We start from the raw sequence: 14947 nt of genomic DNA, 5'->3' as shown, positions 1-14947 counted from the left end.
CTGAGAAACGCGACGGTAATTCGCTTGCGAAAACCTAAGCCAACTCAAGCCGGCACATGGCCTATTGTGCGCAGAGCCGCTCCCGCGCTACGGAAAGGCGGATCGATAGACCCTCGGGGTTCCAATCACGGACGATTTCCCCACCCAACTGGTTTCGGACCGTCGCCTTGCCGAGAAGCGTGCCGAATCCTTCGCCATCGCCCCTGCGCTCGACTGGCGGCCCGCCGTGTTCGGTCCACGTCAGAATGAACCGCTCCCCGTCCTCATGGCAGGAAATGTCAATCGTGCCGTCAGGAACGGACAAGGCTCCGTATTTGGCCGCATTGGTGGCGAACTCGTGCAGCAGCAAGGCGAAGCTGGTCATTGCCGAGCCGCCGATCTGAATATCCGCGCCGACCACGCTGGCCCGCGGCCGGTGGCCGGCCAAATCGCCGTCATAGGGCGCCACGATCGTCCCGATCAAACTGTGAAGCGTCGTCGTTGCCCGCTCGGTTTTACCGCTCACGTCAGAGGTCCTGGGGATGGTCAACGCATGTGCCCGCGCCAGTGCGTTCAGGCGGTCTCGCACCGCCGAGGCCAGTTCGGCTGGCGTGTCTGCCGACCGAGCACTGAGGGAGACGACGCTGCTTGCGACCGTGAACAGATTCTTGATCCGGTGATCCATTTCCCGGATGAGAAGATGTTGCTGCTCCTCGGCACGCTTGCGCTCCGTAATGTCGCGGGCGATCTTCGAGGCGCCAATAACCCTGCCATCGCGGTTTCTGATCGGAGAAACACAAAGCGATATTTCAATCAGGCTTCCATCCTTGCGTCGCCGGATGGTTTCGTAGTGATCGATGCGTTCGCCGCGGCGAATACGGCTCAGGATCTCCGGCTCCTCATTGTGACGGTCAAGCGGGATCAGCATGGCGACAGGCTTGCCGACGGCTTCCGTGGCGGTGTAGCCGAACAGGCGTTCAGCACCGGGATTCCAGCTGATGATGGTGCCGTTCAGGTCTTTGGCAAGGATCGCATCGTCTGAGGATTCGACGATCGCGGCGAACCGCTGCGCCGCCTCGTCGGCGATTGCCAGGTCGGTAAGATCAACGAGCATGTTGACGGCGCCGATTAGATTGCCCCCTTCGTCAAACAGCGGCGTCGGGAAAGCAAGGAAGGGAATACGGGTGCCATCGGGGCGCTCTGCCACCGCTTCCAAACCGCGATTGGCGCGTTTTTCCTTCAACGCTATCGCCATCGGACATTCGTCGTGCGGCAACGGCCTGCCGTCGGGCCAGTAGAGCTTCCAGGAGCCGCAGAATTCGCTCTTGCCGAGTTCGGGACGGACGCCCCACATCGCAGCTGCAGCACTGTTGTAAAACGTAATCCGGCCGCTGGCATCCGTCGTGTAGACCGGCTCGGGAAGCGCCTCGAGAATACGCTGGACGCCCGGATCCTCACCCGGTGACGGGCCGTGTAAACTGTCGGCAGAGGACCTGACAGCTTCATCGACGTTTTCGAGGATCGGAAGAGGGGTCATTTGGCTCCCTTGTTCGGAAGTGTCAGCTCCCGGCGGCCGAAAGGTCGGACTGTTTTTGACTATAATCCGCAAGGGCGCTTATCGGAAGTCCCGTTATTTCCCGCACGCGGTCCTCCTGGCCATCCCGACAAGCGAATTGATCTCCCGCGCGAAGGTAGTTTCGTCATCCGCGCGTTTTGGCCGAAACTTTCTTCCGGCGTCAGCGCCATTTGTCGAGTTCCATCACGACCAGCACGGACGAAGCCGCCGGAAGCAGCCCGCCCCATTCTCCGGGCGAAATCGGCGCCAGTTGGAGGGTGTCCCGCGACCAGGGGATATACATGACGGAAAATATGCAGTGCCTGTTAGGCTCCTAAATGAGCCCGAAGGTTTGTCATTTTCAGGAGATTGGCCCCGGAGATCCTTGCGCCGCGTCAAAATGAAGTGACGTTTTTTCTGTTATTATTTTCATTGTGAAACCTGGGGCCGAGCCAAGCCTGGCGCCGAAAAGGGAGCCAAATGCGATGATGGTCAAGGAAATGACGCGTCCGGAATGCATCGCCCTGATTTCCGCGGCCCGCCTGGGACGGCTAGCCTGCGCCAGAAACGACCGGCCGTATATCGTCCCGATTCATTATGCCCTCGACGGCAATTGCCTTTATAGCTTCTCCATGCCGGGACAAAAGATCGACTGGATGCGCGAGAATCCTCACGTTTGCGTGGAGATCGACGAGATCTCGGATGGCCGCGGCTGGAGAAGCGCCGTCATCTACGGGAAGTATCAGGAGTTTCCCGACACCGACCAATGGCACCACGAGCGCATTCATGCATGGTCAATTCTTGAACAGCACAAAAATTGGTGGGAGCCAGGAGCATTGAAGCCGGCACCGCAAGCGATTGTGAGCGCTTCGCCTCACCTGTTTTATGGGATTGACATAATCGAAGTAACTGGACGGATGGCAGTCGACGAGGATGTTTAGCCCAGCAGTCGGCTGATCTTGTACCGCCGATGCCGATCAAATTGCCGGGCCGGTTGCGAGACCGGCCAGGCATCTTGGTGGAATTCGGATCAATGGACCATCAGCACGGGAATGCTCGGCGCGTGACTGTGATGGCATTGTCAGTGGTGCGTCGCCGTTGTACCGTGTAGCAGTGCGCAAAGTGCTCAATGTATCGCCGGAGCCAAAGTCCGGTCACGTGTTTCAACCCGTTGAATAAGTAGCGGCGGATCATGGAACTTATCGTCGCCCTTGGCCTGATCGTCTTCAAAGTCGCGTTGCTGATAGCGATCCTGCTGCTGCTGCCCTTGCCGCTGACCTGGCTGGAGCGCAAGATCGCCGGACACATGCAGCAGCGGATGGGACCGATGCGCGTCGGCTGGCACGGGCTGCTGCAGCCGTTGGCGGACGGTATCAAGCTCTTATCCAAGGAGGACCACATCCCCGCCGAGGCCGACCGCTTCCTGTTCAAGCTGGCGCCAATCCTGGCACTCGCCCCGCCCTTTGTTGTGTTCGTCGCGATCCCCTTCGGTGAAACCGTCTCGGTCCTGGGCACCGAGATCACGCTCTACGTCTCCAACATGAACGTGGCGCTCCTTTTCGTCTTCGCGGTGATCGGGATCGAGGTCTATGGCGTCATCTTCGGCGGCTGGGCGGCCAACAGCAAATACGCAGTCCTGGGCAGCCTCAGGACCTGCGCGCAGATGATCAGCTACGAGATCCCGATGGGGTTCGCGGTCATCGGCGTGGTCATGTTGGCGCAGTCCATGAGCCTGCTCGATATCGTGCGGGCGCAAGCCGACGTCTGGAACATCGTCTACCAACCGGTCGGCTTCTTTGTGTTCTTCGTCGCCGGACTGGCCGAAGCGCAACGCATTCCCTTCGACCTGGCGGAAGCGGAAGGTGATCTCGGGGCAGGGTTCCACACCGAATACAGTGGTATCCGCTTTGCGTTCTTCATGATCAGCGAATATGCCATCGTGTTGCTGGTGTCGGTTCTGGTGGTGATCCTGTTCTTCGGCGGCTGGAACGGCGTGCTGGTCCCCTTGCCACCGCTCCTCTGGTTTCTGCTCAAGGTCGCGTTCTTCGTCTATTTGTTTATCTGGTTCCGCTTCACTTTCCCCCGCTATCGCTATGACCAGCTGATGGCGATCGGATGGAAAGTCTTGCTTCCTCTATCAATGGCGAACATAATTATAACTGGTGTTATTTTCTTTTAGGAGCCGCAGAGGCTCCACAGCGGGGCGGCGATGTCGCGCGCACGAGACACAATCGGAGTATGGATCGGCTGGGGGTTCTTCGCCGATCTGGCGAAAGCCTTGGCTCTGACCTTCGGCTACATGTTCTCCAGATCCGTGACCATGCAGTATCCCGACAAGGAAAAATGGTTACCCTACTCGCGTTACCGCGGGCATCACTTCCTGAAGCGCGACGAAGAGGGTGAGATCAAATGCGTGGCCTGTGAACTCTGCGCCCGGATTTGTCCCTGCGACTGCATCGAAGTCGTCCCCTACGAGGACGAGAAGGGTAACCGCCGCCCGGCAAAATTCGAGATTGACACGGCCCGCTGTCTGTTCTGCGGGCTGTGCGAAGACGCCTGCCCCGCAGACGCGATCGCGCTCGGCCAACAATATGAGTTTTCGAGCTTTTCCTCGCGTGATTTGGTGATCGGGCGCGACGATTTGCTCGCCAAGCCGGGCAAGGCGGCAACCGGTGGCGGCGTGGTTGCCGCGCGCCTGAATACGAAGAAGGACGTGCTAGTCGAGACGAAAGAGACGCAGGGCTACAACTGGTGGCGGAATATCCGGCGAACGTGAACGCGCGCCAGCTGTCAAACCGAAGCGATCGAGCAGGAGGCTCAGATGTTTGTCGGTGAAATCGTGAAGAACAAGGGTGTCGGTGTCATCGCAGTCGCTCCTGAGCAGACGATGGTGGAAGTCCTGAGGCTGTTTCGCGACAACAATATCGGCTTCGTCGTCGTCAGCCAATCGAACGGCGAATACCTGGGTACGTTGTCGGAGCGGGATTGCTGCAACGCAGTGGCGGAATACGGCGCCGAGGCTGCGACGATGCGGGTCGCGAACATTATGAACCGCAATGTGGCGACCTGTTCGACACGAGATTTGCTGCCCGTCGCGATGGGGATCATGACGCAACGGCGTACGCGCCATGTGCTGGTCATGGATGAGGACGACGTTGTCGGCGTGGTCAGCATCGGCGATGTGGTTAAACACAGGCTCGACGAAGCGCAGCGCACGGAGCAGGACCTGCAGGATTACATCTGCGGAAACAGGTATCACTGAGTGCAGACGCTGGCCAGGGCAGCTTGCCGGGGAAATCTTCAGACCCCACGCCAGATCCGCCTTGTGCGACTGACCTCAAGGGTGGGGTGCGCCTTCTCGACCTCCACCGGGCATGGGTACTCGCCCCGCCGCATCAGGCTGTTGAGACGCAAGGTCCTGTAGTTTTCCGGCACAAAGACAAGGCCCTTGGGAAACTGCCTGTTGATCTTGAGTTGCGCTGTCAGTTCACCCCTGGCGGAACGCACAACCACCTGATCGCCATCCGAAAGACAAAGCCGTGCGGCATCCTGCGTGCTCATCGCGACATAAGGGTCGTTGGCGACCGTATTCAGGATCTCCGATCGTTCGGAAAGATATCCGTTATGGAAAAGGCAGTCGCCGGTGATCAGCGTGAGCCCATCGGCTGCTGCCGGGGCAGGCGGCGCCGCGAAGAACTTACCGGCCGGCAGCGCCGGCGCCACGTTGGTGAATGCACCGTCGGGGCCAAGCTCGTCCTGCGTCAACCCCCGATAAGCCGGAACCAGCCGGACAATCTCGTCGAAAATTTCGCCTCGCGTCGATGGCTGCAGCACTTGATTGCGGAGCGCCGCGACGAAGTCGAAGATCGCCAGGTTGTCTCGCGCCTCGAAGGCGGGTTCGCGGAATTTGCGGACCTTCTGGGTCCGGCCCTCATTGTTGGTGAACGTGCCGGATTCCTCGCCGTAACCCGCTGCGGGCAGGACGACCTCGGCCAAGCCTGCCGTATCCGTGAGGAAGGTGTCCTGCACGATCAGGAGATCGGCGCCCCCAAGCGCCCGCCTCACAAACTCCCTGTCGGGATAGGCGATCAGAGGGTCGGTCCCGGCGATGTAGAGCGCACCCATCCGCCCGCTGGCGCAGAGCTCCAGCATGGCATCGAGATCCGCGCCGGGTTCAGACGGGATTTCGGCACCCCAGTTCCGTGCAAAAGTTATGCGCGCAGCGTCATCGGCGACCGCCTTCAGTCCCGGCAGAGCCGCCGGCAGAACGCCCATGTCCCAGGCGCCCATCTGGTTGGCACGATCGAAAAGGAACTGCATAGCCGGACCTTTGCCGAGTAGGCGCAGAACCTGCAGCAGGTTGTTGAGCTGCTGCAGCGTCGCGCGCGCTTCGGGTGATCTCAGGAGCTCGACGCTGACAAGCACGGTGACGCTTCGACCCTCCTTGAGCGCAGTGGCCAGACGACCCGGCCCGTCACCGCCGGCATTCACCGCCAGCCTGCCGATTGTCGCTTCGATGTTTGCAAAAGGGTCGCCCGGCATAGCCTGGCCAGCCGCCGCCACGAGCCCGGCTACGACCGCCGCGATGTTCGCCGCTTCTCCGCCCGGCGACACGCGAACCACCACCCGGGCATCGGCGTCCAGACGGGATGGCCGCGCCGAGAGCATGAGCAATCCGGTGTGCCGCCGACGCGCGCCGTCCCGCAGCAGGTATTCGGTGACCGGGTTCTCCTCGGTCACGTTGCCGCCGACGACGAGCACGCAGTCGTTGGCAATCACGTCGTCCAGCGGTGCGCGGCTGTAAAAGCCTGCCACAAGCGGACCGAGCGTATCGAAGGGCGTGGACCAGCGCGACGAGCAGTCGATGTTGTTGGTGTGGAACACTGTCCGCATCAGCTTCTGGAACTGATAAAGCACCTCGTTGGGCAGGCGCGGCGACGCCAGCCCGCCGGCAGCCTTGCTCTCGACGGCCGACAGCCGCCGGCGCAGATAGTCCCCCGCTTCGTCCCAGGAGACCGGAGCCAGGACGCCATCACGGCGGATCATCGGCCGCTTGATCCGGTCCCGGCTCGTGACGAAATCGAGCCCGAAGCGTCCCCGCACGCAGAGCGTTTCGCGGTTGACCCCCTCGTCCCACTTCGAGCGCACCCGCATGAACTCGCCCTTGCGCGTGCCCACCGTCAGTTGGCAACCGGTGCCACAATGCGGGCAGACCGTGTCGGTCTCGACCAGATCCCAGGGCCGCGCCTTGTAGCGATAAGGGAAGCTCATCAGCGCGCCGACAGGGCAAACCTCGATGCAATTGCCGCATTGGTCGCAACTTGCGAGACTGCCCTCGAAGCCGGTGACCGCGGTATCCATGCCTTTTTCGACGGTGCCCAAGGCGACGGCACCAACCACCTCCTCGCACATCCGCACGCAGCGCTGGCACTGAATGCAGCGGTTGACGTTCATGATGATGACCGGGCTGAGGCGGATGTCCTCGGAGTGGAACACGCGTTTGGGATCGCGGAACTCGCTTCGGCTAGGCCCGTAGGCCATCACCATGTCCTGAAGCTCGCACTCGCCGCCTTTGTCGCAGATCGGACAGTCAAGCGGGTGGTTGGCAAGGAGCATGTCGAGCATGGAAGACCGCGTTTCCTCGATCAGCGGCGTGTTCGTCCGCACGATCATGCCATCGGTGACCACGGTGGCGCACGAGGGCTGCAACCGCCGCAGGCCCTCGATTTCCACCAGGCACATTCGGCATGAAGCCAGCGGCGGCAACCGCTTCAGATAGCAGAAGGTCGGGATGTCGATGCCCAAACGCTGGGCGGCCTGCAGCACTGTCGAGCCGGCCTCAACCTCCAGCGTTTGTCCGTCGATCGTAAAGCTAACCATTGTTCCTCGCAGTCCTGTCCCAGCGCACTCCTTCAGTGAAACGGGCAACTCCGCTCCTCGATATGGGCGACGAACTCGTCGCGGAAATGCTTAAGTGCCGCCCGCAATCCCATCGCTGCGCCGTCACCCAAGGCACAAAACGTATTGCCGAAAATGCCTTTGCAGAGCATCTCCAGCTGCTCCAGATCGCCGGGTGCGCCCTCCCCGGCCTCAATCCGGCGCAGGACCTTCACGGCCCAGTTCAATCCTTCCCGGCATGGCGTGCACTTGCCGCAGGACTCGTGATGGAAGAACTCGATGATCCGGGTGGTCACCTTGACCATGCAGGTTAAGTCGTCGACCACGATCACCCCGGCCGAGCCGAGCATCGAGCCGACAGCGGCCAGCGAGTCGAAGTCCATCCCAACGTCCAGACCGCGCTCCGGGATCACTGGCGCCGACACGCCGCCGGGGATCACTGCCTTGATCCTGCGTCCCGGCAGCGGCCCGCCGGCGTGTTCTTCGACCAATTCGCGCAACGGTATGCCCATTGGCAATTCGTAGAGGCCTGGTTTGCGCACCTGTCCGCTGAGGCAGTAGAGCTTCGGACCGGGGCTCTTATCCGGGCCGATACCCCGAAACCAGTGCGGCCCTCGCGCCACGATGTGCGGCACGCAGACCAGCGTCTCGACGTTGTTGATCACGGTGGGGCTGGCGTAGAGCCCTTCGACGGCTGGAAACGGCGGTTTCAGACGCGGCTGCGCCCGCTTGCCTTCGAGCGAGTCGAGCATCGCCGTCTCCTCGCCGCAGATATAGGCGCCGGCACCGCAATGGATGTGCACGATGAAATTGAAATCCGAGCCCAGAATCCGTTTTCCGAGGTAACCCTTCGCATGAGCTTCAGCGATCGCCTGCTCCAGCCGCCGGATCGCCGCCACGTATTCCCCGCGGATGTAGACATAGGCCGTTTCAGCCCCAATAGCGTAGCCACTGATGGCCATGCCCTCGATCAACTGATGCGGGTCACGCTCCATGATGATCCGGTCCTTGAAGGTGCCCGGTTCGCCCTCGTCGGCGTTGCAGCAGAGATATTTCGGCTTGCCGGCCCGCTTCGGCACGAAACTCCATTTCATGCCCGTCGGGAAACCGGCTCCGCCACGGCCGCGCAGGTTGGATTGTTTGACGAGTTCGACGACCTCGTCAGGCGTGGACTCGCGCAGCGCCTTGGCCAGAGCCTGGTAGCCGCCGCCGGATTCGTAGGTGGAGAGCAGATGGCCATCCAAAACATCGATATTCTTGAGGAGAACCGGTTCGAACATGACGCTATTCTCCCGGCGGCGCTGCAGCGGCGAGATCGGCACCAGTCGCTTGCCCCACCTCCGCCCGCAGCCTGTCCAGAAGCATGTCGACCCGTGCGATGTCGAGGTCGCCGTGATAATCGTCGCCGACCTGCATCACAGGGGCCATCTCGCAAGCGCCGAGGCATTCGACGGTCGAGAGCGTGAACAGCCCGTCGGGGGTCGTGCCGCCCTTCTTGACCCCGAGAACCTCCTCCAGATGCATCAGCAGGTCCTCGGATCGGCGCAGCATACAGGAGAGGTTGTCGCAGAGCTGCAGGTGGAACATCCCCACCGGCTCGGTATGGAATAGGGTGTAGAAGGTCGCCAGTTCATAGACCCAGATTCGCTCGACACCGAGGATATCGGCGACCTCTTCCAACACTGGGCCGGGCAGATGGCCATGTTGCCTCTGCGCGATCACCAACGCGGGCATGATCGCCGAGCGCTGGTCGGGATACCGCGCCGCTACCTCTTCGATTTTTTCGCGCATGGTCATAGTGTCCAAATCCCTGTTACTTGTCCACCTCCGCCATGACCGGATCGAGGCTGCCGAGTACGGCGATCATGTCCGCCAGGTAGTGGGCGTTGGTGACCCCGAAGAGCGCCTGGAGGTTGACGAACGAGGGTGCCCGGACCTTCATACGGAACGGTTTTGGTGACCCGTCGCTGATGATGTAGAAGCCGAGCTCTCCCTTTGGCGCCTCGATCGCCGAATAGACCTCGCCCTTCGGCACCTTGAAGCCATAGGCCGACAAGTCGAAATGCTGGATCAGCGCCTCCATCGAGCAGTGCACCCGATCCTTGTCCAGCGGGAAGGCGATCGTCGGCATGTCGATCTGGAACGGCCCCTCGGGCATCTGGTCGAGACATTGCTCGATAATCCGGACGCTTTCGCGCATCTCCTCGACCCGGCACTGCCAGCGCGCAAAGCAGTCGCCCTCTTTGCGGGTAATGACGTTGAAGTTGAGCTGATCGTAGATTTCATAGGGCTCGTCGCGGCGGATGTCCCAATCGACGCCCGAGGCGCGCAGGTTCGGACCACTCAGACCGAGATCGATACCATCCTCGGCGGAGATCACGCCGATCCCCTGGGTGCGCTTCAAAAACACCCGGTTGTTATCGAGCAGTCGTTCATAGTCGCCGATGCGCTTCGGGAAGATGTCACAAAACTCCCGGATCTTCGGGAAGAACCCGTCGGGCAGATCCTCGCGCACACCGCCGACCCGGCAGAAGGAAGTGTGCATCCGCGCCCCGCTGATCATCTCCAACAGGTCCATGATCATTTCGCGCTCGCGCATCACGTAGAGCAACGCGGTCATGGCGCCTAGGTCCAGCGGCAGCGCGCCGGTGATCAGGAGATGACCTGATATCCGCGCAAGTTCGGCCATCAGCACGCGGATATATTGGGCGCGGATCGGCGCTTCGATGCCCAGGAGCTTCTCCACTGCCAGCGCGAAAGCCAGGTTGTTCGACGGCGGGCAGAGATAGTCGAGCCGGTCGGTCAGCGGGATGATCTGGGTGTAGGTGAAGCTCTCGGCCAGTTTTTCTGTGCCGCGGTGGAGGTAGCCGATATGCGGATCCACGCGCGTGACATATTCGCCGTCCAGTTCGAGCACGAGCCTCAGCACCCCATGCGTGCTGGGATGCTGAGGGCCGAGATTGAGAAGCACTTCCCTCGTATTGAGCGCTTCGCCTTCCGACCTGCTGAGCTCGGTGACTTCGGTCATCTCAATTCTCCGGCGTGGCACGGCCTCCCGATGGAATATCCCTGGTGGCAAGGTCCGGCTGCGTTGGCGGCGGCCCCTCGGCACCGAGGGGGTTTAGCGTGTCCTTGTAGCCCCGAAGCGGAAAGTCCTTGCGCTGCGGAAAGCCCTCGAACCCTTCCCACATGTAGATCCTGCGCAGGTCGGGGTGACCCTCGAACCTGATCCCGTACATGTCCCAGGCTTCGCGCTCATGCCAGTTGGCGGTGCGCCAGACCACCGTCACCGAGGGCACCTGGGGCGGATCGCCGAGGCGGCACTTGATCCGAATGCGCCATTTGTTCGGCAGCGAATAGAGGTGATACACAACCTCGTAGCGCGGTGCCTCGGGGTAATGATCGACCCCGCAGATGTCGGACAGGAAATTGAACTGCAACGCCTGGTGTTCCTTTAGAAACCGGCACAGCTCGACGATCATGTCAGGCGGAGCGGCAAAGGCATGAACACCGTGCGCGAAGCCAAGGTCGTCGATTGCCTCGCCGAAACGCGTCGTGATCAGGGCGCGGTTGAGAGGCGTCTCCTTGCTCATCGCAGCGCGACCCGTTCCAGAGGGGTCCCGGCCAGCGCTCGGGATTTTTTTATCTTCTCCTGAAGCAGAAGAATGCCGTGCATCAGCGCCTCCGGCCGCGGCGGGCAGCCGGGCACATGTACGTCCACCGGCACGAAGGTTTCCGCCCCCTGCACCACGGCATAGGTATTGTAGACCCCGCCGGAGATGGCGCAGGTGCCCATGGCGATGACCCAGCGAGGCTCCGGCATCTGGTCATAGAGCCGGCGTACCACAGGCGCGAATTTCCGCGTTATGGTGCCGGCGATGATCATCACGTCAGACTGGCGGGGCGATGGCCGGAACACCACACCGAACCGGTCGAGATCATACCGCGCGCAACCGGCCGAGATCATCTCGATGGCGCAGCAGGCAATTCCGAAGGTCTCAGGCCACAACGCCGACCTTCGGCTCCAGCTGATGACGCTGTCAGCCGTGGTGAACAGCACGCTGTCGCGGATCGCGTTGTTTACTCCTCCCATTCCAGCGCTCCCTTCAGCCAGGCGTAGGCGAAGCCCACGAGAAGCAGCAACATGAAGACGAACATCTCGACATAACCAATGAGCCCGATCTCCTTCAGGACGACAGCCCAGGGAAAGAGGAACATTGCCTCGACATCGAAGACGACCAGCAGGATCGCAAGGATAAAGAACGGCACCCTGAACCGGCCCGCGGCGGCCTCGCCCGCTGGGTCCATGCCGCATTCATAGGGCATGTTCTTCTCGGGATAGGGATTGGACGGGCGCAATAGCGAGGAGACAAAAAGCGTCACCACCGCCACCAGAACAATCCCGGCGACCATGAAAAGAACTGGCAGGAATTCCATTGCAGTCATGTCGCATTTCCCCGGTCACCCACCGAGAGCCTTGCTCAGGCCGCGACCGACCCCATTCGAGACCGGCGATGCGGTCGCCCCAGTAAGTGACTTGGGCGCTCCTTTCTTTGATTATCAGTCTATTCCGTCGACGGAATCATTGCAAATCCAATAGATCAGCCGCCAAAACCCGAATGTTGGGCAAGCCTCAGAAACCACGCCGGAAATAGGCCGATGCCGATGGTGCCGGCTGCGGTAAGGGCGAGCGTGGCGCGCACCATGGGCGTCAGCGCCGGCTCGAACACCCTCTCCGGCTCGCGCATGTAGATCACCATGACGATGCGAATGTAAAAGTAGGCGGCGACCGCGCTCAAGAGCACTGCGATCACAGCCAGCATGACGAACCCTTGCTCGACGAGCGCGACCAGCACGTAGAACTTGGCGAAGAACCCGGCCGTCGGCGGAATGCCGGCCAGCGAGAACAGATAGAGCAGCATCAGAAGCGACAGCCCAGGATGAGACCTGGCGAGGCCCGCATAGTCTTCGATGACCTCGCCCGAGAAATCGCCGTTCCGCATCATGATGACTGTGCCGAAAATGCCGAGATTCATCAAAGAGTAGATCAGCAGGTAGAGCATCACGCTGGCGATCCCGTCCGCACCACCGGCCACCACGCCGAACGTGGCGAACCCGGCATGGGCAATGCTGGAATAGGCGAGCAGGCGCTTGAAATTATCCTGCACCAGGGCCACGAAACTGCCTAGCGCCATCGTCACCACGGCAATGACCGCAACGATGATCCAAACGTCCGAGGCTGCGATCAGAGGGTTGGGGAAAACCCTGAGGATCACCGCAAACCCCGCCGCCTTGGGGCCAACCGACATGAAGGCGGTGATCGTCGTCGGCGCGCCTTCATAGACGTCCGGCACCCACATGTGGAACGGAACCGCGCCTACCTTGAAGACCAGCCCCGCGACGATGAAGATCACCGCCAGCAGCAATCCGGGATCGCGCGGATCGCCGGTCACCGCCGCAGCCATCGCGTCCAATTGCGTCGTGCCGGTGAGCCCGTAGACCAGCGAAACGCCGTAGAGGAAAATTCCGGTCGAGACCGCGCCAAGGATCACATATTTCAGCGCCGCTTCGTTCGACCGCCGCTCCTGTCGCAGGAAGCCGGTCAGCACATAGGTGCAAAGCACCATCAGCTCGAGGCCCACATAGATCGACAGGAGATCGGTCGCCGACGCCATGATCATCATTCCAGACAGCGCGAAGAGCAGTAGGACATAATATTCGCTGCTCCCGATCCCCTCGATCTCGGCGTATTTTCGCGAAAGGAGGAACGTCAGGATGGTGGCCAGGTAGAACACGAACTTGAAGAAGACCGCGAAGCGGTCGGCGATGAACATGCCCGTGTAGGCCGGCCGCACCTCGCCCGCCAGCGTGAATGTCGCCAAGGCGGCAATCAGCACGATGGCGACAGAAGCCCCGACAAGGACGTGTTCCTGCCCCTTGCGCACAAACTGTCCGAGGATCAGCAGGATGCAGGCCCCAGTGATCACTACGATCTCGGGCAGGCTTGCAAGAGCCGATTGGAAAAGCACGGCGCCAGTCATTGGCCGCTCCCCTTGCTGTGCACGTGCGCCAGCAAATGCTTCACCGAGGCGTCAATAATATTGAGAAAAGGTTTCGGATAGAGCCCGACCCAAAGCACGAAGACGGCCAGCGGGACGATCGCAGCCATCTCGCGGGCGTTCACGTCGTGTATCTTGAACCGGGCGCCGGCGCTTGCCGGACCAAGCGCGACCCTTCTATACATGCCAAGCAGATAGGCCGCGCCCAGCAATGCGCCAAACACGGCGGCCGCGCCGGCAGCCAGGTTGGCCGCAAACCCGCCCGACAGGACCAGCAACTCGCCCACGAACGAATTCGTTCCCGGCAGCGCCATCGACGACAGGGTGAACAGCGCAAGAAACGTGGTGTAGACCGGCGCCGCCTTCATCAACCCGCCATAATCCCCTATGCTGCGCGTATGTGTCCGCTCGTAGATCAGGCCGACGAACAGGAATAGCGCGCCCGTCGTTACACCATGATTGAACATTTGCAGGATGCCGCCCTCGAGTCCGCGGAGGTTCAGCGCAAAAATCCCCAGCGTCACAAAGCCCATGTGGCTGATGCTGGAATAGGCCACCAGCTTCTTCAGGTCGTCCTGCGCCAGCGCAAGCAACCCGCCGTAGACGATCGCAAGCGTCGAAAGCGAAAGCATCAGCGGCGAATAATACACCGACGCCTCCGGCAGCATCGGCAGCGAGAACCGCAGGAATCCGTAAGCGCCCATCTTCAGGAGCACTCCGGCGAGGATGATGCTGCCGGCCGTCGGTGCCTGCACATGGGCGTCGGGCAGCCAGGTATGGACAGGGACCATCGGCACCTTGACCGCAAACGCGACCAGGAAGGCGAAGAACAGCCAGGACTGGACCCGGAACGGCAAATCGTGCGCTGTGAGGGCTAGGATGTCAAAGGTCTCACCGCCGTTGAAATAAAGTACGATGACGCCGATCAGAAACAGGACGCTGCCCGTCAGGGTGTAGAGAAAGAACTTGAACGCTGCATAGACCCGACCGTCACCGCCCCAGACGCCGATGATCAGGTACATCGGGATCAGCATTGCCTCCCAGAAGACGTAGAACAAGAATAGGTCGAGCGCGCAGAACACTCCCAGCATCAGCGCCTGCATGGTGAGCAGACTGACCATGAACGCCTTCACCTTGTGGTCGATCGCGACCCACGAGGCGAGCACGCAGGTCGAGCCCAACAGCGCGGTCAGGAAAACGAAGAGCGCGCTGATTCCGTCGATGCCAAGCGCATAAGTGATCCCGAGCGCGGGCACCCATGTGCGCGTCTCGATAAACTGCATCTCGTGGGTCGTAGTGTCAAAGCTGGCCAACATAGCGACGCAGAGAGCGAGGTCGAGGACGGTGACACTGAGCGCACTCCAGCGCACCGCATCGTCGCTGCGGAGAAACATCAGAACCGCTGCCCCGGCGGCAGGCGTGAATACGATAAGGCTAAGGAGCGGGAATCCCATTG

The 14947-nt window shown here is 61.2% G+C and carries 14 protein-coding genes; 4 read left to right on the top strand and 10 right to left on the bottom strand.

The genetic code is table 11. The features are described from left to right. Nucleotides 1-61: 61 nt before the first annotated feature. Nucleotides 62-1516: a PAS domain S-box protein gene (locus tag ACSQ2Z_RS22090; RefSeq protein ID WP_436083393.1), complete on the bottom strand. Its 1455-nt coding sequence runs from the start codon at nucleotides 1514-1516 to the stop codon at nucleotides 62-64. 503 nt (nucleotides 1517-2019) lie between these two features. Here ACSQ2Z_RS22090 and ACSQ2Z_RS22085 point away from each other — a divergent pair. From ACSQ2Z_RS22085 to ACSQ2Z_RS22070, 4 genes are all read left to right on the top strand, one after another. Continuing rightward, on the top strand, nucleotides 2020-2475 hold the full coding sequence (locus ACSQ2Z_RS22085; RefSeq protein ID WP_436083392.1) for a pyridoxamine 5'-phosphate oxidase family protein: 456 nt from the start codon (nucleotides 2020-2022) through the stop codon (nucleotides 2473-2475). Nucleotides 2476-2726: 251 nt separating this feature from the next. Further along, nucleotides 2727-3713: an NADH-quinone oxidoreductase subunit NuoH gene (nuoH, locus tag ACSQ2Z_RS22080; protein WP_436083391.1), complete on the top strand. Its 987-nt coding sequence runs from the start codon at nucleotides 2727-2729 to the stop codon at nucleotides 3711-3713. A 30-nt stretch (nucleotides 3714-3743) separates the two neighbouring features. Then, nucleotides 3744-4310: an NADH-quinone oxidoreductase subunit I gene (locus tag ACSQ2Z_RS22075; RefSeq protein WP_436083390.1), complete on the top strand. Its 567-nt coding sequence runs from the start codon at nucleotides 3744-3746 to the stop codon at nucleotides 4308-4310. Nucleotides 4311-4355: 45 nt separating this feature from the next. Then, complete coding sequence (locus ACSQ2Z_RS22070) at nucleotides 4356-4796, top strand: CBS domain-containing protein (RefSeq protein ID WP_436083389.1); 441 nt, start codon at nucleotides 4356-4358, stop codon at nucleotides 4794-4796. Nucleotides 4797-4834: 38 nt separating this feature from the next. Here the strand turns inward: ACSQ2Z_RS22070 and nuoG are convergent, their stop codons facing one another. The 9 genes from nuoG to ACSQ2Z_RS22025 all read right to left on the bottom strand — a co-directional run bounded on the left by nuoG (nucleotide 4835) and on the right by ACSQ2Z_RS22025 (nucleotide 14945). Beyond that, the gene (gene nuoG / locus ACSQ2Z_RS22065; protein WP_436083388.1) at nucleotides 4835-7414 is read right to left on the bottom strand and encodes an NADH-quinone oxidoreductase subunit NuoG; all 2580 of its coding nucleotides are present in this window, start codon (nucleotides 7412-7414) and stop codon (nucleotides 4835-4837) included. Nucleotides 7415-7446: 32 nt separating this feature from the next. Continuing rightward, a complete protein-coding gene (gene nuoF, locus ACSQ2Z_RS22060) occupies nucleotides 7447-8712 on the bottom strand; it encodes an NADH-quinone oxidoreductase subunit NuoF (RefSeq protein ID WP_436083387.1) in 1266 nt (421 codons plus the stop codon). Nucleotides 8713-8716: 4 nt separating this feature from the next. Then, nucleotides 8717-9229, bottom strand: coding sequence for an NADH-quinone oxidoreductase subunit NuoE (locus ACSQ2Z_RS22055; protein WP_436083386.1), 513 nt, complete (start codon nucleotides 9227-9229; stop codon nucleotides 8717-8719). Nucleotides 9230-9245: 16 nt separating this feature from the next. Continuing rightward, nucleotides 9246-10460: an NADH dehydrogenase (quinone) subunit D gene (gene nuoD / locus ACSQ2Z_RS22050; RefSeq protein ID WP_436083385.1), complete on the bottom strand. Its 1215-nt coding sequence runs from the start codon at nucleotides 10458-10460 to the stop codon at nucleotides 9246-9248. A 1-nt stretch (nucleotide 10461) separates the two neighbouring features. Next, nucleotides 10462-11025 carry an NADH-quinone oxidoreductase subunit C gene (locus tag ACSQ2Z_RS22045; RefSeq protein WP_436083384.1) on the bottom strand — a complete coding sequence of 188 codons (564 nt, stop codon included), beginning with the start codon at nucleotides 11023-11025 and terminating at the stop codon, nucleotides 10462-10464. Next, entirely contained in the window at nucleotides 11022-11525 is a 504-nt protein-coding gene (locus ACSQ2Z_RS22040) for a NuoB/complex I 20 kDa subunit family protein (protein ID WP_436083383.1), read from the bottom strand. The genes ACSQ2Z_RS22045 and ACSQ2Z_RS22040 overlap by 4 nt, the downstream gene beginning before the upstream one ends. Further along, entirely contained in the window at nucleotides 11513-11878 is a 366-nt protein-coding gene (locus ACSQ2Z_RS22035) for an NADH-quinone oxidoreductase subunit A (protein WP_436083382.1), read from the bottom strand. Before ACSQ2Z_RS22035 ends, ACSQ2Z_RS22040 begins: the two co-directional genes overlap by 13 nt. Nucleotides 11879-12033: 155 nt before the next feature. Next, on the bottom strand, nucleotides 12034-13473 hold the full coding sequence (locus ACSQ2Z_RS22030; RefSeq protein WP_436083381.1) for an NADH-quinone oxidoreductase subunit N: 1440 nt from the start codon (nucleotides 13471-13473) through the stop codon (nucleotides 12034-12036). Further along, nucleotides 13470-14945: an NADH-quinone oxidoreductase subunit M gene (locus ACSQ2Z_RS22025; RefSeq protein ID WP_436083380.1), complete on the bottom strand. Its 1476-nt coding sequence runs from the start codon at nucleotides 14943-14945 to the stop codon at nucleotides 13470-13472. Before ACSQ2Z_RS22025 ends, ACSQ2Z_RS22030 begins: the two co-directional genes overlap by 4 nt. Between the last annotated feature and the right edge of the window lie 2 nt (nucleotides 14946-14947).

Origin of the sequence: Pararhizobium sp. LjRoot235, assembly GCF_964254145.1 — a bacterium.
Lineage (GTDB): Bacteria > Pseudomonadota > Alphaproteobacteria > Rhizobiales > Rhizobiaceae > Pararhizobium.
Note: the sequence above shows the minus strand (reverse complement) of the source record. Positions and strands in the feature narration are given on the sequence as shown.

Bases quoted from the DNA above. Each gene is read 5' to 3' on its own strand.
- ACSQ2Z_RS22045 (WP_436083384.1), bottom strand. From the start codon at position 11,025: ATGAGCAAGGAGACGCCTCTCAACCGCGCCCTGATCACGACGCGTTTC.
- nuoF (WP_436083387.1), bottom strand. From the start codon at position 8,712: ATGTTCGAACCGGTTCTCCTCAAGAATATCGATGTTTTGGATGGCCAT.
- nuoH (WP_436083391.1), top strand. From the start codon at position 2,727: ATGGAACTTATCGTCGCCCTTGGCCTGATCGTCTTCAAAGTCGCGTTG.
- ACSQ2Z_RS22035 (WP_436083382.1), bottom strand. From the start codon at position 11,878: ATGACTGCAATGGAATTCCTGCCAGTTCTTTTCATGGTCGCCGGGATT.
- ACSQ2Z_RS22030 (WP_436083381.1), bottom strand. From the start codon at position 13,473: ATGACTGGCGCCGTGCTTTTCCAATCGGCTCTTGCAAGCCTGCCCGAG.
- ACSQ2Z_RS22025 (WP_436083380.1), bottom strand. From the start codon at position 14,945: ATGGGATTCCCGCTCCTTAGCCTTATCGTATTCACGCCTGCCGCCGGG.
- ACSQ2Z_RS22040 (WP_436083383.1), bottom strand. From the start codon at position 11,525: ATGGGAGGAGTAAACAACGCGATCCGCGACAGCGTGCTGTTCACCACG.
- ACSQ2Z_RS22090 (WP_436083393.1), bottom strand. From the start codon at position 1,516: ATGACCCCTCTTCCGATCCTCGAAAACGTCGATGAAGCTGTCAGGTCC.
- nuoD (WP_436083385.1), bottom strand. From the start codon at position 10,460: ATGACCGAAGTCACCGAGCTCAGCAGGTCGGAAGGCGAAGCGCTCAAT.
- ACSQ2Z_RS22075 (WP_436083390.1), top strand. From the start codon at position 3,744: ATGTCGCGCGCACGAGACACAATCGGAGTATGGATCGGCTGGGGGTTC.
- ACSQ2Z_RS22070 (WP_436083389.1), top strand. From the start codon at position 4,356: ATGTTTGTCGGTGAAATCGTGAAGAACAAGGGTGTCGGTGTCATCGCA.
- ACSQ2Z_RS22085 (WP_436083392.1), top strand. From the start codon at position 2,020: ATGATGGTCAAGGAAATGACGCGTCCGGAATGCATCGCCCTGATTTCC.
- nuoG (WP_436083388.1), bottom strand. From the start codon at position 7,414: ATGGTTAGCTTTACGATCGACGGACAAACGCTGGAGGTTGAGGCCGGC.
- ACSQ2Z_RS22055 (WP_436083386.1), bottom strand. From the start codon at position 9,229: ATGACCATGCGCGAAAAAATCGAAGAGGTAGCGGCGCGGTATCCCGAC.